Genomic DNA, 22,403 nt, shown 5'->3' with positions numbered 1-22,403 from the left:
TTCTGTTGCGTGCCAGCCGCTAAAACGCGAAGCGCTTCAGGCCGTCAGGGCCGTTTGCATGCTGGCGAGCCGCGCGCGGACCGAGGTATCGAGCACTTCGTCGCCGACCGTCACGCGTACGCCGCCGATCAGCGAGTGATCGACTTCGACCGTCGGCTTCAGCTTGCGCTTGAACTTGCGTTCGAGGCTTGCGACGAGTTCGTTCAACTGCGCACCTTCGAGCGGGAATGCGCTGACGATCAGCACATCTGCTGCCCCTTCGCGGGCGTTCTTCAACTCTTCGAACTGCGAGGCGATTTCCGGCAGCAGCTGCAGGCGATGGTTGTCCACCAGCATCTGCACCAGATTCTTCGCTTGCGCGTTGTCCTTGAGCGGCGACTTGACCGCGGCCAGCAGCAGATCGCTTACCTGGGCACGGCTCACTTTCGGGCTCGAGGCGATCGACAGCACTTCGGGCAGACGCGCAACCTGTGCCAGCTCCTGCACGAGCGTGGACCAGGCGGCGATGTCACCAGCTTCGGCCACGCCAAACAGCGCTTCCGCGTACGGACGGGCGATGGTTGCAAGTTCGGCCATGATCAGAGCTCGGCTTTCAGTTGATTCAGCAGGTCAGCATGAGCCGCCTGGTCGACTTCGCGCTGCAGGATCTGTTCAGCGCCCTTCACAGCGAGTGCAGCAACTTCGCCACGCAGCGCTTCGCGCGCCTTCACGACTTGCTGATCCGCGTCGGCCTTCGCCTGCGCGATGATGCGGGCGGCTTCCGCCTGCGCCTGAGCCTTGATTTCGTCGGCGACTGCGACAGCGCGCTTTTCAGCGTCGGCAATGCGTTGCTGGCCGTCGTTGCGAGCCTGAGCCAGTTCCTGGTCGACGCGCTTGTGAGCGGCTTCGAGTTCCTGCTTGCCCTTTTCCGCGGCGGACAGACCGTCGGCGATCTTCCTCGCGCGCTCGTCGATGGCGTTGATCAGCGGCGGCCACACGAATTTCATCGTGAACCACGCGAGGATCAGGAACACGACCATTTGCGCAAACAGGGTTGCGTTGAGATTCACGGTGTTTCCTTAAACGTTGCTAGTTCGGAAAGTGAAACGGCAAGGCGCTCATCGATTCTGCTCGATCAGCGCCCCAGTACCCGTTCCGCCCTGCGCCTTTACCTGTTATAGCTCAGGCGCAAACCTCCGAGGAACCTCAGCCTGCCAGCTTCGAGAGCAGCGGGTTCGCGAACGCAAACAGCATTGCCACACCAACGCCAATCAGGAACGCCGCATCGATCAGACCAGCCAGCAGGAACATCTTGGTTTGCAGCGGGTTCATCAGTTCCGGTTGACGGGCGCATGCTTCGATGTACTTGCCGCCCATCAGACCGATACCGATACAGGCGCCGATAGCACCCAGGCCGATGATGATGCCGATACCGATGGCGGTCAGACCCTGGATGTTGGCGATGAAAGCTTGCATGATCACTCCTTTGTGAAAAGTCTTTTAGAACTGGTTGGAACTGGGATTTGAAAAACTACGATTCTTTTACCGACGGCGCAGGTTAGTGCGTGTCGTGTGCCTGGCCGATGTACACCAGCGTCAGCATCATGAAAATGAACGCCTGCAGCAGAACGATCAGGATGTGGAAGATTGACCACACTGTGCCGGCGACCACGTGGCCGATGAAGCCAAGCACCGTCGTGTCCGCGCCGAAGCTCCAGAGGCTGCCGAGCAGGGCAATCAGCAGGAACAACAGTTCGCCCGCGTACATGTTGCCGAACAACCGCATGCCGAGCGAGACCGTCTTCGCGACGAACTCGATGATGTTCAGTGCGAGGTTCGGGATCCACAGCAGCGGATGCGCGCCGAACGGAGCGGACAGCAGTTCATGCACGAAGCCGCCAACGCCCTTGATCTTGAAGTTGTAGTAAATCATCAGCACGAACACGCCGAGCGCGATACCGATCGTGCCGTTCAGGTCGGCGGTCGGCACGATGCGGTGGTGCGGGATGGCTTCGGACAGACCCAGCCAGCCGATCACACGGCCCGGCAGGTCGACGGGAATGAAGTCGAGTGAGTTCATTAGCGCGACCCAGACGAACACGGTCAGCGCGAGCGGCGCGATGAAGGTGCGCGAGCCGTGGATCATGGCCTTCGATTGATCCTCGACCATTTCGACAAGCATTTCGATCGCGCATTGGAAGCGACCCGGCACGCCGGCCGTTGCCTTGCGGGCTGCCAGATGCAGCACGAAGATCGTGACGAGGCCGCACACGATCGACCAGAAAAGGGTGTCGAGATTCCACACATGGATGTCGAAAATCGACGTCTGGTGTGCGGTGGAAAAGTTCTGCAAGTGGTGCGCGATGTACTCGGACGGATCCATTGCGCGCGTGCCTTCGCTAGCTGCCATATCGTTAAAGCCACCCAAATTGTCGAAAATCGTTCGAGGCCGCTCCCGCCGAAACACTGTGTTGCGGGAACGCGCCGGGTGCGGGCCCTGTCTCACCCGCACACCCGTGCCGGCGCTGCGCGCCGGCCTTAAATTCTTTTTGCTGCTGTTTTTTGTGCTGCTACCTTAGCGCCACGCCAAGGCGATCCAGTAAGTCTTCAGCGCGATGAGGTAGGTCACGAGCAGCGGAATCCAGCGTACGTCGTGATACCAGAAGGCGATTGCGACAAACATCGCAATCGTTGTCCCCATCTTGAGTGCTTCGCCGATCATCCAGCTCATCACGGTCTCGGCGCCGCCCTGCTTTTTCAGTCGTGCCGCGAACAACGCGCCCGGCACCCAGCAGATCGCCCCCCCGAGGAACGCGGACAGCGCAGCAGCGCCCGGCGGCTTGTAGAACAGCCACCACAACAGCGTTGCGACCAGGGACAAAACCATTTGCGCTGCGACGACCCTGAACGGCGTTACGCGCGATGGACGACCCACGCCGGGACCAAACAGCTTTTCCGCCTCGGCCCGCGTGAGCGGAACGATATTGTTATCTTCCTGCGCGTCATCCCACGCTTCGGCCGGATCGAACTGCCGACTGGAGGACATCTCGGGTGCGGAGCGTTCAGCGCGGTGTCTGTCGTCACCATTCTCCGGCGACAGATTCGACGTTTTGACCGCCATCGCAATGTTCCGAAAGTCTCGTTCAGCCCGCGAGTTTACGCAGCGCTTACGGGGTTGCCGTGCAATTAAATCCGGGCGATTGTAAGCGATAGTTGCAGGCAATTCAAGACTTTAGGCCAGCCTATAACCGCGTGAAACTTCCCTTCACGATGCGGTAAAACGTACGCTAACGACGCGAAACACGTCAAATGTAAGGCAGGCGGGGGGGCGGCAAAACCCGTGCGGGTGGTCGCGTGGATCGAAGCTCGTTGGCAGTGCGTTCCGACGCAGCGGCAGACGTCTCGAAAATGCAACAAATGCCTCTTTTTTAAGGGCTGAACGGGATAGCTCTTCTAATCAACTGAATCAGCCTCACCGCAAATTTCGATGATGATCGGGTCGCTTTTAATAGCGGCTCGTCAGGATGATTATCGCGTGAATGGGGAGCGTCTGAAGCTAGGATTCCTGATTATTCGTGCATCGGTTGTTTTGGAATCCGCAATAGTCGCTCGCACCGAGGTAGACCAACTCGCGGCAGTGCTCATGCACAGGCCGCCAGCCGTTCACCACTCTTGCCTGCTGAGCGCCAATCTGTGCTCAGACGTTCGCGTTCCCGCGCAAACGAACCAGAATGCCTTCCAGCGCGTCGAGATCGCCGAAGTCGACCAGCACCTGGCCGCGACCGCGTCGGCCGAGCTTGATTTTCACCGTAGCGGACAGCAGGTCCGACAGTTCCTCTTCCAGGCGTCGCGTGTCACGGCCGCCGTCCGGATTCGCGCGGGCCTTGGCCGCCGGCGTCACCTTCGTGGTCATCGCAACCAGCTTTTCCGTCTCGCGCACAGACAGGCGCTTGTTGACGACCTGGTTGGCCAGCGTGATCTGCGTCGCGGCATCGACGGCGAGCAGCGCGCGAGCGTGGCCCATGTCGAGATCGCCGGCGAGCAACATCGTCTGTACCGGTGTCGCAAGGTTCAGCAGACGCAGCAGGTTCGACACCGCGCTGCGCGAGCGGCCCACCGACTCTGCCGCCTGCTCATGCGTGAAATTGAATTCGTCGAGCAGGCGCTGGATCCCCTGGGCCTCTTCGAGGGGATTCAGATCCTCGCGCTGGATGTTTTCGATCAGCGCCATCGCCGCGGCGGCCTGGTCGGGCACGTCCTTCACAAGCACCGGCACCTCGTCGAGGCCCGCAAGCCGCGCCGCGCGAAAACGCCGCTCCCCCGCGATGATCTCATAGCGGTCCGCCGCGATCGGACGCACGAGAATCGGCTGCATCAGCCCTTGCGCGCGGATGCTCGCCGCAAGCTCCTGCAGCGCGCCTTCGTCCATGCGCGTGCGCGGCTGGTATTTGCCCGCCTGCATCTTGCCGAGCGGCAATACGTTCGGCGCGCCGTCGATCACCGCTGCCTCGGTGATATCGGCGGTGCCGCCGAGCAATGCCTCCAGACCGCGGCCCAGTCCCTTCTTTCTCGCTACTGCATTCATCGTGCTTCCTCGATCCGCTTAGGATGCCTGGGGCGCGTCATTCAGCGCGCGCACCCGCTCAATCATTTCGACGCCGAACTGCACGTACGCCTGCGCGCCTCGCGACGCCCTGTCGAACACCACACCGGGCAGCCCGTAGCTGGGCGCCTCGGCCAATCGCACGTTGCGTGGAATCACCGCGTCGAAGACCTTGTCGCCGAAGTGCTCTTTCAATTGATCCGAGACTTGCTGTTGCAACGTAATGCGCGGATCGAACATGACGCGCAGCAGACCGATCACCTTGAGGTCGCGATTCAGATTCGCATGGACCTGCTTGATCGTGTTGACGAGGTCGGACAGACCTTCGAGCGCGAAGTATTCGCACTGCATCGGAATGACGACGCCGTGCGCGGCGCATAGTCCGTTGAGCGTCAGCAGTGACAAAGCCGGCGGGCAATCGATCAGCACGAAATCGTACTCGCCCTCGACCCCGGCGAGCGCCGCCTTCAGTTGACGCTCGCGATTCTGCATGCTGACGAGTTCGACCTCGGCGCCCGCGAGCTCACGGTTCGCGGGAAGCACGTCGTATCCGACCGCCTCGGGCCGTACGCGCGCATCGGCCACCGACACGTTGTCCACGAGCACCTCGTAGACCGTGTTCGTACATTCGGCCTTGTCGATACCGCTGCCCATCGTGGCGTTGCCTTGCGGGTCCAGATCGATGAGAAGGACTCGCTGTCCCTGCGCTGCCAGGCTCGCGGCCAGATTGACTGTGGTGGTCGTCTTGCCGACGCCGCCCTTCTGGTTCGCAACGCAGAAGATTTTTGCCATCGTTGGTGTGTCCCTTTTGCTGCTTGGATGAAGTGAAAATCGTTGAGGGTGCTGACAGGCCGAAGTGGCCGTCAGCTTTCGGGGTCCACTCGCACCTCGATCAGATGCCGCTCGGCATCGAGCGACGGCACGTTCAGCCGGATGATCTGTTCCACGTGAGCGCCCGCCGGCAGACGCGCGATTTCGGCATCCGGCCGCATACCCTTCATCGCCCAAATTGCGCCCTGCTCCGCAACCAGATGACGGGCCAGTGTAACGAAATCCGAGAGTTCTGCGAACGCGCGCGAGACAATTACGTCGAACTTTGCCGGTACTTCGGCGCCAGGCCGCAGCGTCTCCACCCGACCGGTCACAACCGACAGGTTCGCGAGGCCCAGTTCCGCCTTCGCCTGCGACTGAAAGGCAGTCTTCTTATGGACGATGTCGTTCGTCGTGATGGTCCAATCGGGCAGCACGATCGCGAGCACGATGCCCGGCACCCCCCCGCCCGAACCGACGTCGAGTACCGACGACGGCCCGCGCGGCGCCAGGTGCGGCACGATCGATAGCGAATCGAGAATGTGCTGGATTAGCATCTGCCTCGGATCGCGGATCGCTGTCAGGTTGTAGACGTTGTTCCACTTCGCGAGCAGCGCGACGTAATCGAGCAGCTTGCGCTGCTGCGCGTCGCTGAGTTCGAGACCAAGTTGACGGACACCGTCCGCCAGCAATGACGCCAAGGCCTGCTGGTCGATTCCCCTCTGCGCTGCCGTCATTGAACCACCGGCGTGCTGTCGGCGCCGGGCTCGGCGGACTTCGACGGACGACGCCCGAGGCCACGCTTCAGATGGACCATCAGCAGAGAGATGGCGGCAGGCGTGATACCGGAAATACGCGACGCCTGTCCGATCGTTTCCGGCCGGAACTGCATCAACTTCTGGCGAGCTTCGAACGACAGCCCACGGACCTCGGTGTAGTCCAGCCCTTCAGGCAGACGCGTGTTCTCTTGCGCCTCGTTGCGTTCGATCTCACCGGCCTGTCGGTCGATGTAGCCCTGATATTTGACGCCGATTTCGATCTGTTCCTGGATTTGCGCGAGCAGCACGGGGTCTTCCGCAAGTGCTTCGGGCGCGCCACAGGTGCCGTCACGCAGCCCGCAGACGCCGTCGTAGCTGACGCCCGGACGACGCAGCAGGTCCGCGAGACTGTATTCGTGGTCGATTGGCTTGCCAAGCAAGGCGGTCGCCTCTTCTGCCGGTAAGGTCTTGGGATTGACCCAGGTTGAACGCAAGCGCTGTGTTTCACGTGAAACAGCGTCACGCTTGCGACTGAAGGCGTCCCAGCGGGCGTCATCGACCACGCCGAGTTCGCGCCCGATCTCCGTCAACCGCATATCAGCGTTGTCTTCGCGCAAGCTCAGACGGTACTCCGCGCGGCTCGTGAACATCCGGTACGGCTCGGACACCCCGCGCGTGACTAGATCGTCCACGAGCACGCCGAGATAAGCTTGGTCGCGACGCGGACACCACGCTTCCTTGCCTTGCACGAACAGACCGGCGTTGATGCCGGCCAGAGTGCCCTGTGCAGCTGCCTCTTCGTAGCCGGTCGTACCGTTGATCTGTCCGGCGAAGAACAGGCCACTGATTACCTTCGTTTCTAGGGATGCCTTCAGGCCACGCGGATCGAAATAGTCGTACTCGATCGCGTAGCCCGGGCGCAGGATATGCGCATGCTCGAGCCCACGCATGGAACGCACCAGCTCGAGCTGCACGTCGAAGGGCAGGCTCGTCGAGATCCCGTTCGGATAGAACTCGTTGGTCGTCAGACCTTCCGGCTCGAGGTAGATCTGATGCGATTCCTTCGACGCAAACCGGTGAATCTTGTCCTCGATCGACGGGCAATAGCGTGGCCCCACCCCCTCGATGACGCCCGTGTACATTGGCGAACGATCGAGACCGCCGCGAATGATGTCGTGTGTCCGTTGATTCGTACGCGTGACCCAGCACGGCACCTGGCGCGGGTGCTGCTCGACACGCCCGAGGAACGAAAACACCGGCACCGGGTCCAGATCGCCGGGCTGCTCTTCGAGCTGCGAATAGTCGATCGTGCGACCGTCGATTCGCGGTGGCGTACCGGTCTTAAGCCGGCCCTGCGGTAGCTTCAGCTCTTTCAACCGCGCCGACAGCGAAACCGCAGCCGGGTCGCCCGCGCGTCCGCCGGTGTAGTTGTTCAACCCCACGTGAATCTTGCCGTCAAGGAACGTGCCCGCGGTTAGCACCACCGCGCGCGACCGGAAACGAATACCCACTTGCGTGATGGCGCCGACCACGCGGTCGCCCTCGACCATCAGATCGTCGACGGCCTGCTGAAATAGCCAGAGGTTCGGCTGATTCTCTAGACGATGGCGGATCGCCGCTTTGTACAGCACGCGGTCAGCCTGAGCGCGCGTCGCGCGGACCGCCGGTCCTTTCGACGAATTCAGGATCCGAAACTGGATGCCGCTTTCGTCGGCAGCGGCCGCCATGGCGCCACCCAGCGCATCGACCTCCTTGACCAGATGGCCTTTGCCAATGCCGCCAATCGACGGATTGCAGCTCATCTGACCAAGGGTCTCGATGTTATGGGTCAAAAGCAGCGTTTTGTTGCCCATGCGCGCCGACGCTAAAGCAGCTTCGGTGCCGGCATGACCGCCGCCGACGACGATTACGTCAAATTCTGTGGGAAAAAGCATCGCGGGATCTCACGCCAGATCGTCGCGTGAGCCTTCAAAAGAAATGTATGGGCGAATTATAACGGGTTCAGTTTCGGCCCGAATTTCGTCCGAGTGGTGAAACAATAAAAAAGCGGTGTGTTTCACGTGAAACACACCGCTTCCAGAGACAGCGATCAGCGAAATAAGTGCGGGCTTATGCGACCTTTTTGGCAAGACCGAGATAGGTTTCGATCACCCGGGGATTTTGCGCGAGGTCGGTTGCCGGTCCTTCCAGTGCCAACTCGCCGGTTTCCAGCACGTAGCCGTAGTCCGAGATCTGCAATGCAGCGCGCGCATTCTGCTCGATTAGCAGCGTCGCGACGCCCGTCTGCCGCAAGGCGCTGATGATGTGAAAGATTTCCTTCACGATCAGCGGCGCGAGACCGAGGCTCGGCTCGTCCAGCATCAGCAGATCGGGCTTGCCCATCAGGGCGCGGCCGACCGCGAGCATCTGCCGCTCGCCGCCGGAAAGCGTGCCGGCCGCCTGCTTGCGCCGCTCCTTCAGCCGCGGAAACAGTTCGAACACCGGTTCCAGCTGATCGAGAAAGTTGCGCTCCCCTGCTCGCTTGCGCCGGTAGGCGCCAAGCAGCAGATTGTCCTCGACGGTCATCGAAGCGAAAAGCTCGCGCTTTTCCGGCACCAGACACATTCCAAGCGCAACGCGTTTTTCGACCGGCATCGCGCTGACGTCGTCGCCCTGATAGGAAACCGCGCCTTTCGCATGACCGGACGTCGGCAACGCGCCCATGATCGCATTCAGCAGCGTCGACTTTCCCGCGCCGTTCGGGCCGATCACGGAGACGATCTGCCCCGCCCGCACCTTGATCGCCGCATTGTGCAGCGCTTCAACCTTGCCGTAGCGCACGGACAGTTGGCTCACTTCGAGAATCGGTCCCGTTGCCGCCACGCCGGTCGTTGTCATGTCGTCCATCATTCCACGCCACCCAGATACGCTTCGAGCACCGCCGGATCCTGCTGGACTTCCTGCGGCAGGCCCTCAGCGATCCGCGTGCCGAACTCCATCACCACGAGCCGGTCAGTCAAATTCATCACGAAATCCATGTCGTGCTCGACGAGCAGCACGCTCATCCCTTCTGTCTTCAGTCTGCGCAGCAGTTCGGCGAGCTGAAGCTTTTCCTGATACCGGAGACCAGCGGCCGGTTCATCGAGCAATAGCAGAGTCGGGTCGCAGCACAGGGCGCGCGCAATTTCGAGAATCCGCTGTTGACCAAGCGCGAGGCTGCCCGCTTCGTCATACATGTGCTGTTCGAGGCCGACGCGGCGAATCTGCCGAGCGGCTTCGGCCATCAACCGCTGCTCTTCGGAGCTGTTCAGCCGCACGACACTGCGCCACACGCCCGCATGGCCACGTAGATGCGCACCGATCGCGACGTTCTCGAGCACGGTCATACCCGGCAGCAGCTTCACGTGCTGGAACGTCCGGCCGATGCCGCGCTTGACGATTTCACGCGAACTCAGCGCATCGATGCGCTCGCCGCGGAACGTGATCTCGCCGCTTGTCGCCTGCAGCACACCGGTCACGAGATTGAAGGTCGTCGACTTGCCCGCGCCGTTCGGTCCGATCAGCCCGATGATCTGCCCTGCTTTGACCTCGAAGCTGACGTCGTTCACCGCGACCAGACCGCCGAACTGCTTGCGCGCCTTGTTCACCGTCAGCAGGTCTTCGCCGGTCTGTGGCTTGTTGCGCTGCGGCAGAGGATCCGCGTGATCTGCGAGATGCGCCCGCGGGCCACGCGGGAAAAAGCGCGCGACGAACGGCCAGACGCCCTGCCGCGCGTACTGCAGAAGCAGCACCATGATGATGCCGAACACGATCACTTCGAAGTTGCCGTTCTCGCCGAGCAGTTTTGGCAGCAGCGTCTGCAAATAGTCCTGCAGCACGGTCAGGATCGCCGCGCCGAGCACCGCGCCCCAGACGTGCGAGACGCCGCCCACCACCGCCATGAACAGGAACTCGATGCCGTGATTCAGTCCAAACGGCGTCGGATTCACGGCGCGCTGCAAGTGCGCGTACAGAAAACCCGAGACCGACGCAAGCACCGCCGCATAGACGAAAATCACGACGCGCATCCAGCCGGTGTTGACGCCCATTGCCTCGGCCATCAGACCGCCGCCGCGCAACGCGCGGATTGCGCGACCCGGCCGGCTATTAAGCAGATTCTGAACAGAGACGACCGCACCGAGCACGACCACCCAGATCAGGTAATAGATATGGCGGCCGGACTCAAGATTGATCCCGAAAACATTCAACACCGGGATGCCGTTGATGCCGTCGTACTTGCCGAGCATGTCGAGATTGCCGAACAGGTAGAACAGCGCGAGCCCCCACGCAATCGTGCCGAGCGGCAGAAAGTGGCCGGATAGGCGCATCGTCACGAGACCGAGCATCAGCGCAACCAGGGCAGTGACGATCACGCCCGCGATCAGTGCGAGCCACGGCGACACGCCGAAGTTCGTCGTCAGATACGCGGTTGCATACGCGCCGATGCCAACGAACGCGGCCTGCCCGAAGCTCGTCATCCCGCCGATGCCGGTCAACAGCACGAGGCCGATCGCGACGATCGAATAGAGACCGATGTAGTTCAGCAGCGTGACCCAGTACTCGGGTACATGGATCGGATGCGGCAGAACCGGCAAAGCGAACAGCACCACGAGGAACAACCAGAAGAACTTCTTTTGCATGATTCGTTTCATCGTGTCACTCCGCTTCCTCTTCGGCGTGCGGGCTCGCAAGACTGCGCCACAGCAGCACCGGGATGATTAACGTGAAAACGATCACTTCCTTATAAGCACTAGCCCAGAACGACGAATACGACTCCAGCAGACCAACGAGAATCGAGCCGGCCGCCGCCAGCGGATAGCTGACCAGACCGCCGATGATCGCGCCCACGAAGCCCTTCAAACCGATCAGGAAGCCCGAGTCGTAGTAGATCGTCGTGAGCGGCGCGACGAGGATGCCGCACAGTGCGCCGAGCCCCGCCGCAAGCGTGAATGCGAGGCGTCCCGCCTGCGTGGTGCCGATGCCGACGAGCCGCGCGCCGAGCCGGTTCACCGACGTCGCGCGCAACGCCTTGCCCGAAATCGAGCGATCGAAGTACAAATACAGCGCGCCGATCAGCACGGCCGCGGTGCCGATCACCCACAGGCTCTGTCCGGAGATCGACAACGTGCCGATGTTGAACGTCGCATCGGAAAACGCGTTGGTGCGCGAGCCTTCGGCGCCGAACATCACGAGGCCGAGACCGACCATCACGAAATGCACGGCCACCGCGACGATCAACAGCAGCAGCGTGGTCGCCTCCGCGATCGGCTCGTAGGCAAGGCGATACACGAACGGACCCATCGGAATCACGATCAGCAGCGTCAGCGCGATCTGCACGATCATCGGCAGCGGCTGCAGGAAGATGCCGCGCGTGAGCGCGTAGACCGCGATCGGAAACAGCAGGTACTTCCCCGCCAGCACGGGCAGCGTGCGCGCCGCATGACGACGCCGCTCAGCATGCCGCAACACGGCCGCCGTCTCGACGACGAAGCATGCCGCGCCCATCGCCATCAACAGCCAGCAGGTGGCCGGAAACTTCTGCGTTTGCAGTGCGGCGAGCGTCAACGCACCGTACGAAACGAACTCCCCTTGCGGGATGAAGATCACCCGCGTGACGGAGAACACCAGCACCAGCGCAAGCGCGAGCAGCGCGTAGATCGCGCCGGTCGTGATGCCGTCCTGCGCGAGGATCGCCGCAATTGATAGATCCATACTTCCTCGTCCTGAAGCGTCGAAATCGAAAAACCGGGAAACAGTCGCGACGGCGCGGTGCGAAGCCGGCCATCGATCTGCATGTCAGAAAAGACAACCGCCGCGCCGGGACGCGGCGCGGCGGTCGATGCCATTGTCGTCGAACACAATGGCAATGCGGCGTCATGCACCGCAGATTGCGCGAGAGGCGCGTACCGCTACTTGTTTTTGTAAATAGTCTTAGTTGTTCTGCAACTTCCACTTGCCGTCGACGATCTGCACGATCACGCGTGCGCGCTGGTCGAGGCCGTTGTGGTCGTTCGCGGTGGTGTTCATGATGCCGTGCGACACTGGCAGCTCCTTGATGTTTTCGAGCGCGTTGCGCAGCGCCACGCGGAACTCCGGCGTGCCCGGCTGGGCGGTCTTCAGCGCGACCGGAATCGCAGCCTGCAACATCTGGCCGGCATCCCATGCGTGGCCGCCGAAGGTCGCGACCGAACCCGCGCCATAAGCCTTCTCATAGGCGTTCTTATAGGCTTCCGCCGACTTCTTCACCGGGTTCGAATCCGGCAATTGATCGACGACGAGAATCGGACCGGCCGGCAGCAGTTCGCCGTCGCAATCCTTGCCGCACACACGCAGGAAGTCGTTGTTCGCGACCCCGTGAGTCTGATAGATCTTGCCCTTGTAGCCACGCTCCTTCAGCGTCTTGGCCGGCAGCGCCGACGGCGTGCCCGAGCCCGCGATCAGCACCGCGTCGGGATTCGCGCCCATCGTCTTCAGCACCTGGCCGGTCACCGATGCATCGGTGCGGTTGAAGCGCTCGTTCGACACGATCTTCAGGTTGTGCGCTTTCGCGGCGGCGTCGAACGTCGTGTTCCAGCTGTCGCCGTATGCGTCCGAGAATCCGATGAAGCCGACCGTCTTCACGCCGTGATGCTGCATGTAATCGGCGATCGCTTCGGCCATCAGGCTGTCGTTCTGAGGCGGTTTGAATGCCCATGCGCGCTTCGCATCCATCGGCTGAATGATCGCGGCCGATGCCGCGAGCGAGATCACCGGTGTCTTGCCCTCAGCGGCCGGATCGAGCATCGCGAGCGAATTCGGCGTGACGGTCGAGCCGATGATCGCGTCGACGTGGTCTTCGTCGATCAGCTTGCGCGTGTTCTGCACGGCCTTGCTGGTGTCCGACCCGTCGTCGAGGATGATGTACTGCACGCTCTTGCCGCCGATCTCCTTCGGCAGCAACGCGATCGTGTTCTTTTCAGGAATCCCGAGCGACGCGGCCGGCCCCGTCGTCGACAACGTGACGCCGATCTTCACCTGCGCGAATGCAGCCCCCGCGCCGCACATCAGCGCCATCGCGATGCCGGTGCGTACCCAATGCCTTGTCTTTTTCATTGCGAGTCTCCAAACGCTTTGAAATGCGCCTATCTGTAAACCGGCTTGCTGGGCCGGGTGTTTGAATCTAGTGAGCGGGTTCAGGTGTGCCAAGCATGGTTTTCCCTGCTCGGCGCGCATACCTTCCCCCGCTGCGTCGGGTACCGCTCCTCTCGCGTCGCGCGAGCGCGCATTCGCGTCATACGCCGCGTTTCTGTGCCGCGGCTTTATTCCAACCAGGCATTTCATAAACCACTAATATGTTAGTAGTTTGCGTTCTGCATGATCGACGGTCAAGAGAGCGTGCGCCAAATGCGGGTTTGTCCTGAAGCAGCGAAACCACACTTTTGCGCGATGCGGACACCTGGCCCGGATAATAAAAAAGACGCGTCAACCGCACGCGTCTTTTTCGATGAGGTCCCGTGGCGCAGAGCCTTCGCTCAGTCGCCGGCGAGCTTCCACTTGCCGTCGACGATCTGCACCATCACGCGCGCCCGCTGATCGAGGCCGGCATGGTCGTTCCCGCTCATGTTGAAGATGCCGTGCGACGCGGGCAGATCTTTCGTGCCTTCGAGCGCGGCACGCAGCGCCTCGCGGAATGCCGGCGTGCCTGGCTGCCCCTTCTTCAACGCGAGCGGGATCGCATGCTGCAGCAGCAGACCCGCGTCCCATGCGTGACCGCCGAACGTCGACACCGACCCCGCGCCATATGCCGTTTCATACGCATGCTTGTACGCAAGCGCGCTTTTCTTCACCGGATTCGCCTCGGGCAGTTGCTCGGCGACCAGCAGTGGGCCAGCGGGCAGCCACGTGCCCTCGCAATCCTTGCCGCACACGCGCAGAAAGTCGTTGTTCGCGACGCCGTGCGTCTGATAGTACTTGCCCTTGTAGCCGCGCTCCTTCAGCGTTTTCTGCGGCAGCGCGGCCGGCGTGCCCGCACCGGCGATCAGCACCGCGTCCGGGTTCTGCGACATCATCTTCAGCACCTGGCCCGTGACCGATGCATCGTTGCGCGCGAAGCGCTCGTTCGCGACGATCTTGATCTTCGCGAGGTCAGCGGCTTTGCTGAATTCCTTGAACCAGCTCTCGCCGTACGCGTCGGAAAAGCCGATGAACGCGACCGTCTTCACGCCGTGATTGGCCATGTGCTGCGCAATCGCCGTGGCCATCAGAATGTCGTTTTGCGGCGTTTTGAAGACCCATCCACGCTTCGCGTCCATCGGCTCGACGATGCCCGCGGCCGCGGCCAGAGAGATCATCGGCGTCGAGGTTTCGGCAGCGACGTCGATCATGGCGAGCGAGTTCGGCACGACGGTCGAGCCGATCAGTGCATCGACGTGATCTTCGCTAGTGAGCTTGCGGGCGTTCTTGACCGCCTGGGTGGAATCGGTTGCGTCGTCGAGGACGATGTAGTCGATCTTCTGGCCCGCCACTTCTTTCGGCAGCAGCGCGATCGTGTTCTTTTCCGGAATGCCGAGCGATGCGGCCGGTCCTGTTGCCGACACGGTGACGCCGATTTTCACGTCCGCGAATGCATGGCCGCTCCAGGCAGCCGAGACCCCTGTGGCGACCAATGCCGCGCTGATCCAACGCAATGCCGACTTCATCCTGCTCCTCTATTAACCCCGTTATTCAATTGCAATTAAATCCGCAGATTTAATTGCCAACCCAGTGGTCGGTGAATAAGCGAGTGTAGCGGACGCAAGCGCCGTGCTGCAAGCGTTTCGCAGGCTTGTGATGTTTACCCCAGCGGCTAACGGAGAGTAAAAAATGGCGCGTGAAATAGCCGGGAGATTGCGTCAAAAAATTCGATAAACACAAATAAAAAAGCGCTGTTGGATATCAATCCAACAGCGCTTTCTTCTGGGCACTGAGTGCCTCACTTGTCTCCTCGTTCTCCACCTGCAAATTCGTGGTGCATCAGAACTGCATGAAGATTAAACGACCACCCCCAACAGTCACAACTAGCAATTACCCTAGTGGTGCACTGCGGCACCGGATTGGGGCGCGTAGGGCGCATTTCGTCACACGGTTTGCCACAGGTTCGCCCGAGCCCTTGATCCAGCGGACCTTCTGCATGAGCCGCAATTAGATCGGAGGTCGAAGCAATCTCGTATCGCACTGCATCAAGCGAGCGACCACGCGGGCGGGATCAAACAGCCAATCTCAAGCCCGCAACGGTCGCACTCGCGCGACGATCTCACCGACGATGCCGCGCCGGAACGCCAGCACACACGCGATGAAAATCAGCCCGGTGACGATCGTCACCGATTCGCCGAGCGAGCGGAACCAGTCGATGCCGGTCATCGACGCGAGTGCCGCGCCGATATCGCCGAGCCTGTCTTCGAGCGACACGATCAACGCGGCGCCGAGCAACGGCCCGAACAGCGTGCCCATGCCGCCCACCAGCGTCATCAGGATCACGAGGCCGGACATCGTCCAATAGGCATCGCTCAGCGTTTCGAAGCCTTGCACCAGCACCTTCAGCGAACCCGCGAGACCCGCAATGCCGGCCGACAGGATGAATGCGAGCAGCTTGAAACGGTCGGTGTCGTAGCCGAGCGACACCGCGCGCGGCTCGTTTTCCTTGATCGCGACGAGCACCTGCCCGAACGGCGAATGCACGATCCGCACGATCAGCAGGAAAGCCGCGACGATCACCGCGAGCACGACGAAATATAGCGCGAGGTCCGAAGAGAGATCGAGCACGCCGAACAGCTTGCCCCGCGGCACGCCTTGCAGCCCGTCTTCCCCGTGCGTGAACGGCGCCTGCAGGAACACGAAGTAGACCATCTGCGCGAGCGCGAGCGTCACCATCGCGAAGTAGATACCCTGACGGCGAATCGCGAAGAAGCCGACGACGAGCCCAAGCAGCGTCGCCGCCGCGGTGCCGCTCAGCACGCCGAGCTCCGGCGAAAAGCCGAGCGTCTGCATCGCATAGCCGGTGACGTAACCGGCCGACGCGAGAAACATCGCATGACCAAAGGACAGCAAGCCCGTATAGCCGATCAGCAGATTGAAGGCGGCCGCGAACAGCGCGAAGCACAGCACCTTCATCACGAAGAGCGGATAGATGCCGAGCACCGGCACCGCGAGCAGCACGATCAGCAGCAGACCGTAGAGCACCTTTCTCTGCATCATTTTTCCCTGCCGAAAAGACCCGCCGGACGCACGAGCAACACGAGCGCCATGATCACGAAGACGACGGTCGCCGACGCCTCGGGGTAGAACACACGCGTGAGTCCTTCGACTACGCCGAGCATCAGGCCGGTCAGGATCGAGCCCATGATCGAGCCCATGCCGCCGATCACGACCACCGCGAACACGGTGATGATCATCGACTGGCCCATCAGGGGCGAGACCTGAATCACCGGCGCGGCGAGCACGCCGGCAAACGCCGCGAGCGCGACGCCGAAGCCGTAGGTCAGCGTGATCATCAGCGGCACGTTGACGCCGAACGCCTCGACGAGCTTCGGGTTTTCGGTGCCCGCGCGCAGATACGCGCCAAGCCGCGTCTTCTCGATCACGAACCAGGTCGCAAAGCACACGACCAGTGACGCGACCACCACCCATGCGCGATAGTTCGGCAGATACATGAAGCCGAGATTGGTCGCGCCCGACAGCGCCGACGGCACATCGTACGGCTGGCCCGACGAGCCGTAGATCGAATGGAACACGCCCTCGATCACGAGTGTGAGGCCAAACGTCAGCAACAGGCCATACAGATGATCGAGCTTGTAAAGCCAGCGCAGCATCGAGCGCTCGATCGCGACGCCGACCAGTCCGACGATCAGCGGCGCGAGCACGAGCATCACCCAGTACGGCAGATTGAAATACGACAGCCCCATCCACGCGAGCATCGCCCCGAGCATGAACAGCGCGCCATGCGCGAAGTTGATCACGTTGAGCAGGCCGAAAATAATCGCCAGCCCGAGGCTCAGAATCGCGTAGAACGAGCCGTTCACGAGCCCGAGCAGAAGCTGGCTCAGCATCGCCGGTAGCGGAACGCCAAAGATGTCCATTGAAGCCCTTAGCCCTTCAAGCCATCGTCAAGGTGAGATCGGTGACGCACGATCCGGCCGGCACGCGACGAGAGGCGACGCTGCCCATCGCGTGCGGCATCTGAAACGGTCATCCGCCAGCGCGTGCCCCTGCAGCGCCGGCGGTCCTCTCAGGTCTGCGCGGTCCTCGACCGCTTACTGCGCCCGCGCTTACTTCCACAGCGCGCAGCGGGTCTGCGCCTTGGTCGTGAAGGCCTGGTCGCCCGGAATCGTCGCAGTGATCTTGTAGTAATCCCACGGCTCCTTCGATTCGGCCGGCGTCTTCACCTGCATCAGGTACATGTCGTGGATCATGCTGCCGTCCTGACGGATGTAGCCCTTCGCGTAGAAGTCGTCGATCTTCGTCTTGTGCAACTGCGCCATCACCTTGTCCGGATCGGTCGAGCCCACCGCCTGCACCGCCTTCAGATAGTTCATCGTCGCCGAGTAGTCGGCAGCCTGCAGGCTCGACGGCATCTTCTTCATCTTGTCGAAGTAGCGCTGCGACCACTTACGCGTGTCGGCGTCCTTGTTCCAGTACCAGCTGTCGGTCAACACGAGACCTTGCGTCGTTTCGAGACCGAGGCTGTGCACGTCGTTGATGAACATCAGCAGCGCGGCGAGCTTCATCGTCTTGGTGATGCCGAATTCCTTCGCGGCCTTGATCGCGTTGATCGTGTCGCCGCCCGCGTTCGCGAGGCCGAGGATCTGTGCCTTCGACGCCTGCGCCTGCAGCAGGAACGACGAGAAGTCCGACGCCGACAGCGGATGACGCACCTCGCCGAGCACCTGGCCGCCGTTCGCCTTCACGACCTCCGAGGTCGCTTTTTCGAGCGCCTTGCCGAATGCGTAGTCTGCCGTCAGGAAGTACCACGTCTTGCCGCCCTGCTTCGTCACGGCCGAGCCCGTGCCGTTCGCGAGCGCGGTCGTGTCGTATGCGTAGTGGATCGTGTACGGCGTGCATTGCTCGTTGGTCAACGTATCGGCGCCGGCGCCAACGTTGATATAGACCTTGTGCTTCTCGCCCGCGACGGTGTTAGTCGACAGCGCGGTCGCCGAGTTCGTGCCGCCGATCACCATGTCCACGCCGTCGCGGTCGAACCACTCACGAGCGCGCGATGCCGCGATGTCCGCCTTGTTCTGGTGATCCGCGTACAGCACCGTGATCGGCTTGCCGTTGACCTTGCCGCCGAAGTCGGCGACCGCCATCCGGATCGCTTCAAGACCGCCCTGCCCGTCGATATCCGCGTACAGGCCCGACATGTCCGTGATGAAGCCGATCTTCACAGCATCGTCGGCCGCTTGCGCGCTGCCCAGCGTCAGTGCGGGGCCGGCGGCGACTGCAAAACAGAGTGAGGCAATTCGCGCGAGGGGGTTCTTTTTCATGCATGTCTCCTGGTTCTTCGCTTGTGGTTATCAGAGGCAGTCGGGCGCGCGTGTGTCCGTATCTATACGCCCAGTAAATCGTGCAGCACCGGCATCTTGCCTTCAAGTTCGCTAGCCCCGAAATGCTCGACGATCATGCCGTGCTCCATCACATAGAAACGATCCGCGAGCGGCGCGGCGAAGCGGAAGTTCTGCTCGACCATCACGATCGTGTAGCCGCGCGCCTTCAGCGTAACGATCATGCGCGCGAGCGCCTGCACGATCACGGGCGCGAGCCCTTCCGAGATTTCGTCGAGCAGCAGCAGATTCGCGCCGGTGCGCAGAATCCGCGCGACGGCGAGCATCTGTTGTTCGCCGCCCGAGAGCCGCGTGCCCTGACTCATGCGTCGCTCGTGCAGATTCGGGAACATCGCGTAGATTTCCTCGATCGACATCATGCGCGCCTTGTCGCCGACGGGCGGCGGCAGCAGCAGATTTTCCTCGCACGACAGGCTCGAAAAAATGCCGCGCTCTTCCGGGCAATAGCCGATGCCGCAATGCGCGATGCGATGCGTGGGCAAGCCGACCGTTTCGCGTCCGTCGATACGGATCGAGCCGGTACGGCGACCCGTGAGGCCCATGATCGCGCGTAGCGTCGTGGTGCGGCCCGCGCCATTGCGTCCGAGCAGCGTCACGACCTCGCCGCGGCCGACCAACAGATCGACGCCGTGCAGAATGTGGGACTCCCCGTACCAGGCTTGCAGTCCCGCGATTTCCAGCGCGGGTGCGCCGCTTTTCGTTTCGTTCGCTTCGAGGCCTTCGCGCTCGACCGTCGTATTCATGCGTGGGCTCCGGCGAGCGCCGCGTCGGCGCTGCCCATGTAGGCTTGCATCACGAGCGGATTCTTCGACACTTCCGCGTAGCTGCCCTCGGCGAGCACTTCACCCCGTTGCAGCACGGTGATCGTGTCGGAGATTCCGGCGATCACGTTCATATTGTGTTCGACCATCAGGATCGTGCGTCCGGCCGACACTTTCTTGATCAGCGCGGTCACGCGATCGACGTCCTCATGACCCATGCCTTGCGTGGGCTCGTCGAGAAGCATCAGTTCCGGCTCCATCGCGAGCGTGGTCGCGATTTCGAGCGCGCGCTTGCGGCCGTAGGCGAGCTCGACCGTCAACACATCGGCGAAATCGGTCAGGCCGACCTGGGTCAGCAGATCCATCGCGCGATCGTTCAGACGGCGCAACGTACGCTCGCTCTTCCAGAAGTGAAACGCGGTGCCGAGCGAGCGCTGCAACCCGATGCGCACGTTCTGCAATGCCGTCAGATGCGGAAATACCGCGGAAATCTGGAACGAACGGATGATGCCGCGCCGCGCGATCTGAGCTGGCCGTTCGCCGGTGATATCGACACCGTTGAAAACGATCTGGCCCGCGGTGGGTTCGAGAAATTTGGTAAGGAGATTGAAGCAGGTGGTCTTGCCCGCTCCATTGGGGCCGATCAGCGCATGGATCGAGCCACGGCGCACGCGCAGGTTCACGCCGTTCACGGCGACAAAGCCTTTGAACTCGCGGGTGAGGCCGCGCGTTTCGAGAATCGTATCGCCGAGAATCATGTTCCCTTCCATACGGAGTAAGGCGAAGCACTACGATCTTTCCGCGCGAAGCTCTGCGCGACTTGTTATTTTTGCGGCACCCCTTGCCGCTCGTTGGCGTGCTGCACCAATCCGGACGGTGAGCCATGGCGCGGCACGCAGCATGGCTGCCATTGTCGCGCCAATGATGCAGCGCAATCATTGGGATTTGCACTTAGGGAACGAGGCCCGCGCCGTGCGCATGTGACGCGCGGTTCACACGCACGCTTCACGTCCGCGGCGGAAAACGGGACCGGTGCGCTCACCGAGTCATGTCACACAGCTGACATCGACGCGTCAACACCGGTATGCGCGGCCATGCTGCCGCTCACGCGCGCGCGACGATCCTCGCGGATCATGTCGCTGGCGCGCTCGGCGATCATCAGCGTCGGCGAATTGGTGTTACCTGACGTGATGTTGGGCATCACCGACGCATCGACGACACGCAAGCCCTCGACTCCGATAACTCGTAGCCGGTTGTCGACGACCGCGGCGGGATCGTCGGTCGTGCCCATGCGGCAGGTGCCGACCGGATGGAAGATCGTCGTGCCGACCGCGCCCGCGGCCTGCTGCAATTCTTCTTCACTTTGATACTGGAGGCCCGGCAGGATCTCCCGCGGCTGATAGCGCGCGAGCGCGGGCGCCGCGACGATGCGACGCGTCAGACGTAGCGCGTTCGCGGCGACGTGGCGGTCGTAGTCGGTCGACAGATAGTTCGGCGCGATCAACGGTGACGCGCAAGCATCGGCCGACGCAATATGAATGCTGCCGCGCGACGTGGGGCGCAGCTGACACACCGAAGCCGTGAACGCATTGAAGCGATGCAGCGGTTCCCCGAAGCGATCAAGCGACAAAGGCTGCACGTGATACTCGAGATCGGGTCGCGACAGCGAGCGATCGTCGGCGTCGGACTTCGCGAACGCGCCGAGTTGCGACGGCGACATCGACATGGGTCCACTCTGAAACAACGCGTACTGCATGCCGATCATCAGCTTGCCCCACCAGTGCGCGGACATCGTATTCAGCGTGCGCACGCCCTGCACCTGATACGCCATGCGCAGTTGCAGATGGTCCTGCAGATTTTCACCGACACCGCGCAGATCCTGAACGACCTCGATGCCGAGATTCTGCAAACGCGCGCCATTGCCGACACCGGACAATTCGAGCAGTTGCGGCGAGTTGACCGCGCCGGCGGAAAGGATCACTTCGCAACGCGCTTTGGCGAGATAGTCGACCTCGCCGCCACGATATTCGACTCCGGTGCAGCGGCGGCCATCGAACACGACACGCTGCGTGTGGGCACCGGTGATGACAGTGAGGTTCTCCCGCTTCAACGCGGGCCGCAAAAATGCCTTCGACGCATTCCAGCGAATGCCACGCTTCTGGTTGACGTCGAAGTAGCCGACACCGGTGTTATCGCCGCGATTGAAATCGTCGGTGGCGGGGATGCCGGTTTGCTGCGCGGCTTGCGCGAACTCTTCGAGAATCTTCCATTTGAGGCGCTGCTTCTCGACGCGCCACGGTCCGCCCGCGCCGTGCGCTTCGTTGGCGCCGCCGTGGTGATCCTCGCTGCGCCTGAAGACCGGCAGCACCGCGTTCCAGGACCACGTCCTGTCGTTCGTCACACGCGCCCACTCGTCGTAGTCTTCCCGCTGACCGCGCATGTAGATCATGCCGTTGATCGACGAACTGCCGCCGAGCACACGCCCGCGCGGATACGACAGCGTGCGGCCGTTCAGACCCGGCTCGGCCTGGGTCTTGTACAGCCAGTCCGTGCGCGGATTGCCGATGCAATACAGGTAGCCGACCGGCACGTGAATCCAGTGATAGTCGTCCTTCCCCCCGGCTTCGAGCAGCAGCACGTGGATGTCGGGATCTTCGGTGAGCCGGTTCGCCAGCACGCAGCCGGCGGTACCCGCGCCGACGATGACGTAGTCGAACTCGCCTTCGAGTCGCCGTGCGGCGCGAGGCGTACTGTCGGTATGACTCATCGTTCAGCCTCCTAAGCATTTTTGCGGCGCACGCGTGGCTGCTCGATCGCTTCCACCCGTGCGCCGCGAAGCGCTTTTATTGCGCTTTTATTGCGCTTTTATTGCGCATTTATTGTTTTCCTGGCGCGCTTG

At 62.0% G+C, this 22,403-nt stretch carries 20 protein-coding genes; all 20 read right to left on the bottom strand.

Going from position 1 to position 22,403, the window contains the following annotated elements:
- Positions 1-36 precede the first annotated feature (36 nt).
- Complete coding sequence (locus OKW38_RS19020) at positions 37-576, bottom strand: F0F1 ATP synthase subunit delta (protein WP_090802396.1); 540 nt, start codon at positions 574-576, stop codon at positions 37-39.
- Between the two features lie 2 nt (positions 577-578).
- Positions 579-1,049: a F0F1 ATP synthase subunit B gene (locus OKW38_RS19015; protein ID WP_090802394.1), complete on the bottom strand. Its 471-nt coding sequence runs from the start codon at positions 1,047-1,049 to the stop codon at positions 579-581.
- A 136-nt stretch (positions 1,050-1,185) separates the two neighbouring features.
- A complete protein-coding gene (gene atpE, locus OKW38_RS19010; RefSeq protein WP_007180033.1) occupies positions 1,186-1,455 on the bottom strand; it encodes a F0F1 ATP synthase subunit C in 270 nt (89 codons plus the stop codon).
- A gap of 82 nt (positions 1,456-1,537) precedes the next feature.
- Entirely contained in the window at positions 1,538-2,389 is an 852-nt protein-coding gene (gene atpB / locus OKW38_RS19005) for a F0F1 ATP synthase subunit A (protein ID WP_090802392.1), read from the bottom strand.
- A 165-nt stretch (positions 2,390-2,554) separates the two neighbouring features.
- Positions 2,555-3,100 (bottom strand): ATP synthase subunit I, encoded by a 546-nt coding sequence (locus OKW38_RS19000; RefSeq protein WP_090802391.1) that lies wholly within the window; start codon positions 3,098-3,100, stop codon positions 2,555-2,557.
- Between the two features lie 576 nt (positions 3,101-3,676).
- On the bottom strand, positions 3,677-4,564 hold the full coding sequence (locus OKW38_RS18995) for a ParB/RepB/Spo0J family partition protein (protein ID WP_090802389.1): 888 nt from the start codon (positions 4,562-4,564) through the stop codon (positions 3,677-3,679).
- Between the two features lie 18 nt (positions 4,565-4,582).
- Positions 4,583-5,374: a ParA family protein gene (locus tag OKW38_RS18990; RefSeq protein WP_090802387.1), complete on the bottom strand. Its 792-nt coding sequence runs from the start codon at positions 5,372-5,374 to the stop codon at positions 4,583-4,585.
- A gap of 71 nt (positions 5,375-5,445) precedes the next feature.
- Positions 5,446-6,129 (bottom strand): 16S rRNA (guanine(527)-N(7))-methyltransferase RsmG, encoded by a 684-nt coding sequence (rsmG, locus tag OKW38_RS18985; RefSeq protein ID WP_429362671.1) that lies wholly within the window; start codon positions 6,127-6,129, stop codon positions 5,446-5,448.
- Positions 6,126-8,084 carry a tRNA uridine-5-carboxymethylaminomethyl(34) synthesis enzyme MnmG gene (mnmG, locus tag OKW38_RS18980; protein ID WP_429362669.1) on the bottom strand — a complete coding sequence of 653 codons (1,959 nt, stop codon included), beginning with the start codon at positions 8,082-8,084 and terminating at the stop codon, positions 6,126-6,128. Before mnmG ends, rsmG begins: the two co-directional genes overlap by 4 nt.
- A gap of 175 nt (positions 8,085-8,259) precedes the next feature.
- Positions 8,260-9,036 (bottom strand): ABC transporter ATP-binding protein, encoded by a 777-nt coding sequence (locus OKW38_RS18975; RefSeq protein WP_429362667.1) that lies wholly within the window; start codon positions 9,034-9,036, stop codon positions 8,260-8,262.
- Positions 9,036-10,820: an ATP-binding cassette domain-containing protein gene (locus OKW38_RS18970; protein ID WP_184051700.1), complete on the bottom strand. Its 1,785-nt coding sequence runs from the start codon at positions 10,818-10,820 to the stop codon at positions 9,036-9,038. Before OKW38_RS18970 ends, OKW38_RS18975 begins: the two co-directional genes overlap by 1 nt.
- Before the next feature lie 4 nt (positions 10,821-10,824).
- Positions 10,825-11,880, bottom strand: coding sequence for a branched-chain amino acid ABC transporter permease (locus OKW38_RS18965; RefSeq protein WP_187612230.1), 1,056 nt, complete (start codon positions 11,878-11,880; stop codon positions 10,825-10,827).
- Positions 11,881-12,099: 219 nt separating this feature from the next.
- Positions 12,100-13,260 carry an ABC transporter substrate-binding protein gene (locus tag OKW38_RS18960; protein ID WP_429335512.1) on the bottom strand — a complete coding sequence of 387 codons (1,161 nt, stop codon included), beginning with the start codon at positions 13,258-13,260 and terminating at the stop codon, positions 12,100-12,102.
- 419 nt (positions 13,261-13,679) lie between these two features.
- Positions 13,680-14,846 (bottom strand): ABC transporter substrate-binding protein, encoded by a 1,167-nt coding sequence (locus tag OKW38_RS18955; RefSeq protein WP_090802374.1) that lies wholly within the window; start codon positions 14,844-14,846, stop codon positions 13,680-13,682.
- A 559-nt stretch (positions 14,847-15,405) separates the two neighbouring features.
- Positions 15,406-16,377 carry a branched-chain amino acid ABC transporter permease gene (locus tag OKW38_RS18950; protein ID WP_167368667.1) on the bottom strand — a complete coding sequence of 324 codons (972 nt, stop codon included), beginning with the start codon at positions 16,375-16,377 and terminating at the stop codon, positions 15,406-15,408.
- Positions 16,377-17,261, bottom strand: a complete 885-nt coding sequence (locus OKW38_RS18945) for a branched-chain amino acid ABC transporter permease (RefSeq protein ID WP_184036882.1) — start codon at positions 17,259-17,261, stop codon at positions 16,377-16,379. Before OKW38_RS18945 ends, OKW38_RS18950 begins: the two co-directional genes overlap by 1 nt.
- 189 nt (positions 17,262-17,450) lie before the next feature.
- Positions 17,451-18,665: an ABC transporter substrate-binding protein gene (locus OKW38_RS18940; RefSeq protein ID WP_429362665.1), complete on the bottom strand. Its 1,215-nt coding sequence runs from the start codon at positions 18,663-18,665 to the stop codon at positions 17,451-17,453.
- A gap of 62 nt (positions 18,666-18,727) precedes the next feature.
- Positions 18,728-19,486: an ABC transporter ATP-binding protein gene (locus OKW38_RS18935; RefSeq protein WP_429362663.1), complete on the bottom strand. Its 759-nt coding sequence runs from the start codon at positions 19,484-19,486 to the stop codon at positions 18,728-18,730.
- Positions 19,483-20,262, bottom strand: a complete 780-nt coding sequence (locus OKW38_RS18930; RefSeq protein ID WP_018418872.1) for an ABC transporter ATP-binding protein — start codon at positions 20,260-20,262, stop codon at positions 19,483-19,485. The genes OKW38_RS18935 and OKW38_RS18930 overlap by 4 nt, the downstream gene beginning before the upstream one ends.
- A gap of 293 nt (positions 20,263-20,555) precedes the next feature.
- Positions 20,556-22,271 carry a GMC family oxidoreductase gene (locus tag OKW38_RS18925; RefSeq protein WP_429362661.1) on the bottom strand — a complete coding sequence of 572 codons (1,716 nt, stop codon included), beginning with the start codon at positions 22,269-22,271 and terminating at the stop codon, positions 20,556-20,558.
- Positions 22,272-22,403 lie beyond the last annotated feature (132 nt).

It is taken from the genome of Paraburkholderia sp. MM5496-R1 (genome assembly GCF_050436205.1).
Taxonomy (GTDB): Bacteria; Pseudomonadota; Gammaproteobacteria; order Burkholderiales; family Burkholderiaceae; genus Paraburkholderia; species Paraburkholderia tuberum.
The sequence above is the reverse complement of the archived record's forward strand: the minus strand, read 5'-3'. Positions and strand labels throughout refer to the sequence as shown.

What these genes read in the sequence shown, in the direction of transcription:
- OKW38_RS18930 (WP_018418872.1), bottom strand. Translation starts at nt 20,262, where the DNA reads ATGATTCTCGGCGATACGATTCTCGAAACGCGCGGCCTCACCCGCGAG.
- OKW38_RS18955 (WP_090802374.1), bottom strand. Translation starts at nt 14,846, where the DNA reads ATGAAGTCGGCATTGCGTTGGATCAGCGCGGCATTGGTCGCCACAGGG.
- OKW38_RS18965 (WP_187612230.1), bottom strand. Translation starts at nt 11,880, where the DNA reads ATGGATCTATCAATTGCGGCGATCCTCGCGCAGGACGGCATCACGACC.
- OKW38_RS19020 (WP_090802396.1), bottom strand. Translation starts at nt 576, where the DNA reads ATGGCCGAACTTGCAACCATCGCCCGTCCGTACGCGGAAGCGCTGTTT.
- mnmG (WP_429362669.1), bottom strand. Translation starts at nt 8,084, where the DNA reads ATGCTTTTTCCCACAGAATTTGACGTAATCGTCGTCGGCGGCGGTCAT.
- OKW38_RS18925 (WP_429362661.1), bottom strand. Translation starts at nt 22,271, where the DNA reads ATGAGTCATACCGACAGTACGCCTCGCGCCGCACGGCGACTCGAAGGC.
- OKW38_RS18945 (WP_184036882.1), bottom strand. Translation starts at nt 17,261, where the DNA reads ATGGACATCTTTGGCGTTCCGCTACCGGCGATGCTGAGCCAGCTTCTG.
- OKW38_RS18940 (WP_429362665.1), bottom strand. Translation starts at nt 18,665, where the DNA reads ATGAAAAAGAACCCCCTCGCGCGAATTGCCTCACTCTGTTTTGCAGTC.
- OKW38_RS18970 (WP_184051700.1), bottom strand. Translation starts at nt 10,820, where the DNA reads ATGAAACGAATCATGCAAAAGAAGTTCTTCTGGTTGTTCCTCGTGGTG.
- OKW38_RS18975 (WP_429362667.1), bottom strand. Translation starts at nt 9,036, where the DNA reads ATGGACGACATGACAACGACCGGCGTGGCGGCAACGGGACCGATTCTC.
- OKW38_RS18960 (WP_429335512.1), bottom strand. Translation starts at nt 13,260, where the DNA reads ATGAAAAAGACAAGGCATTGGGTACGCACCGGCATCGCGATGGCGCTG.
- atpB (WP_090802392.1), bottom strand. Translation starts at nt 2,389, where the DNA reads ATGGCAGCTAGCGAAGGCACGCGCGCAATGGATCCGTCCGAGTACATC.
- OKW38_RS19000 (WP_090802391.1), bottom strand. Translation starts at nt 3,100, where the DNA reads ATGGCGGTCAAAACGTCGAATCTGTCGCCGGAGAATGGTGACGACAGA.
- OKW38_RS18990 (WP_090802387.1), bottom strand. Translation starts at nt 5,374, where the DNA reads ATGGCAAAAATCTTCTGCGTTGCGAACCAGAAGGGCGGCGTCGGCAAG.
- OKW38_RS18995 (WP_090802389.1), bottom strand. Translation starts at nt 4,564, where the DNA reads ATGAATGCAGTAGCGAGAAAGAAGGGACTGGGCCGCGGTCTGGAGGCA.
- atpE (WP_007180033.1), bottom strand. Translation starts at nt 1,455, where the DNA reads ATGCAAGCTTTCATCGCCAACATCCAGGGTCTGACCGCCATCGGTATC.
- rsmG (WP_429362671.1), bottom strand. Translation starts at nt 6,129, where the DNA reads ATGACGGCAGCGCAGAGGGGAATCGACCAGCAGGCCTTGGCGTCATTG.
- OKW38_RS18935 (WP_429362663.1), bottom strand. Translation starts at nt 19,486, where the DNA reads ATGAATACGACGGTCGAGCGCGAAGGCCTCGAAGCGAACGAAACGAAA.
- OKW38_RS18950 (WP_167368667.1), bottom strand. Translation starts at nt 16,377, where the DNA reads ATGCAGAGAAAGGTGCTCTACGGTCTGCTGCTGATCGTGCTGCTCGCG.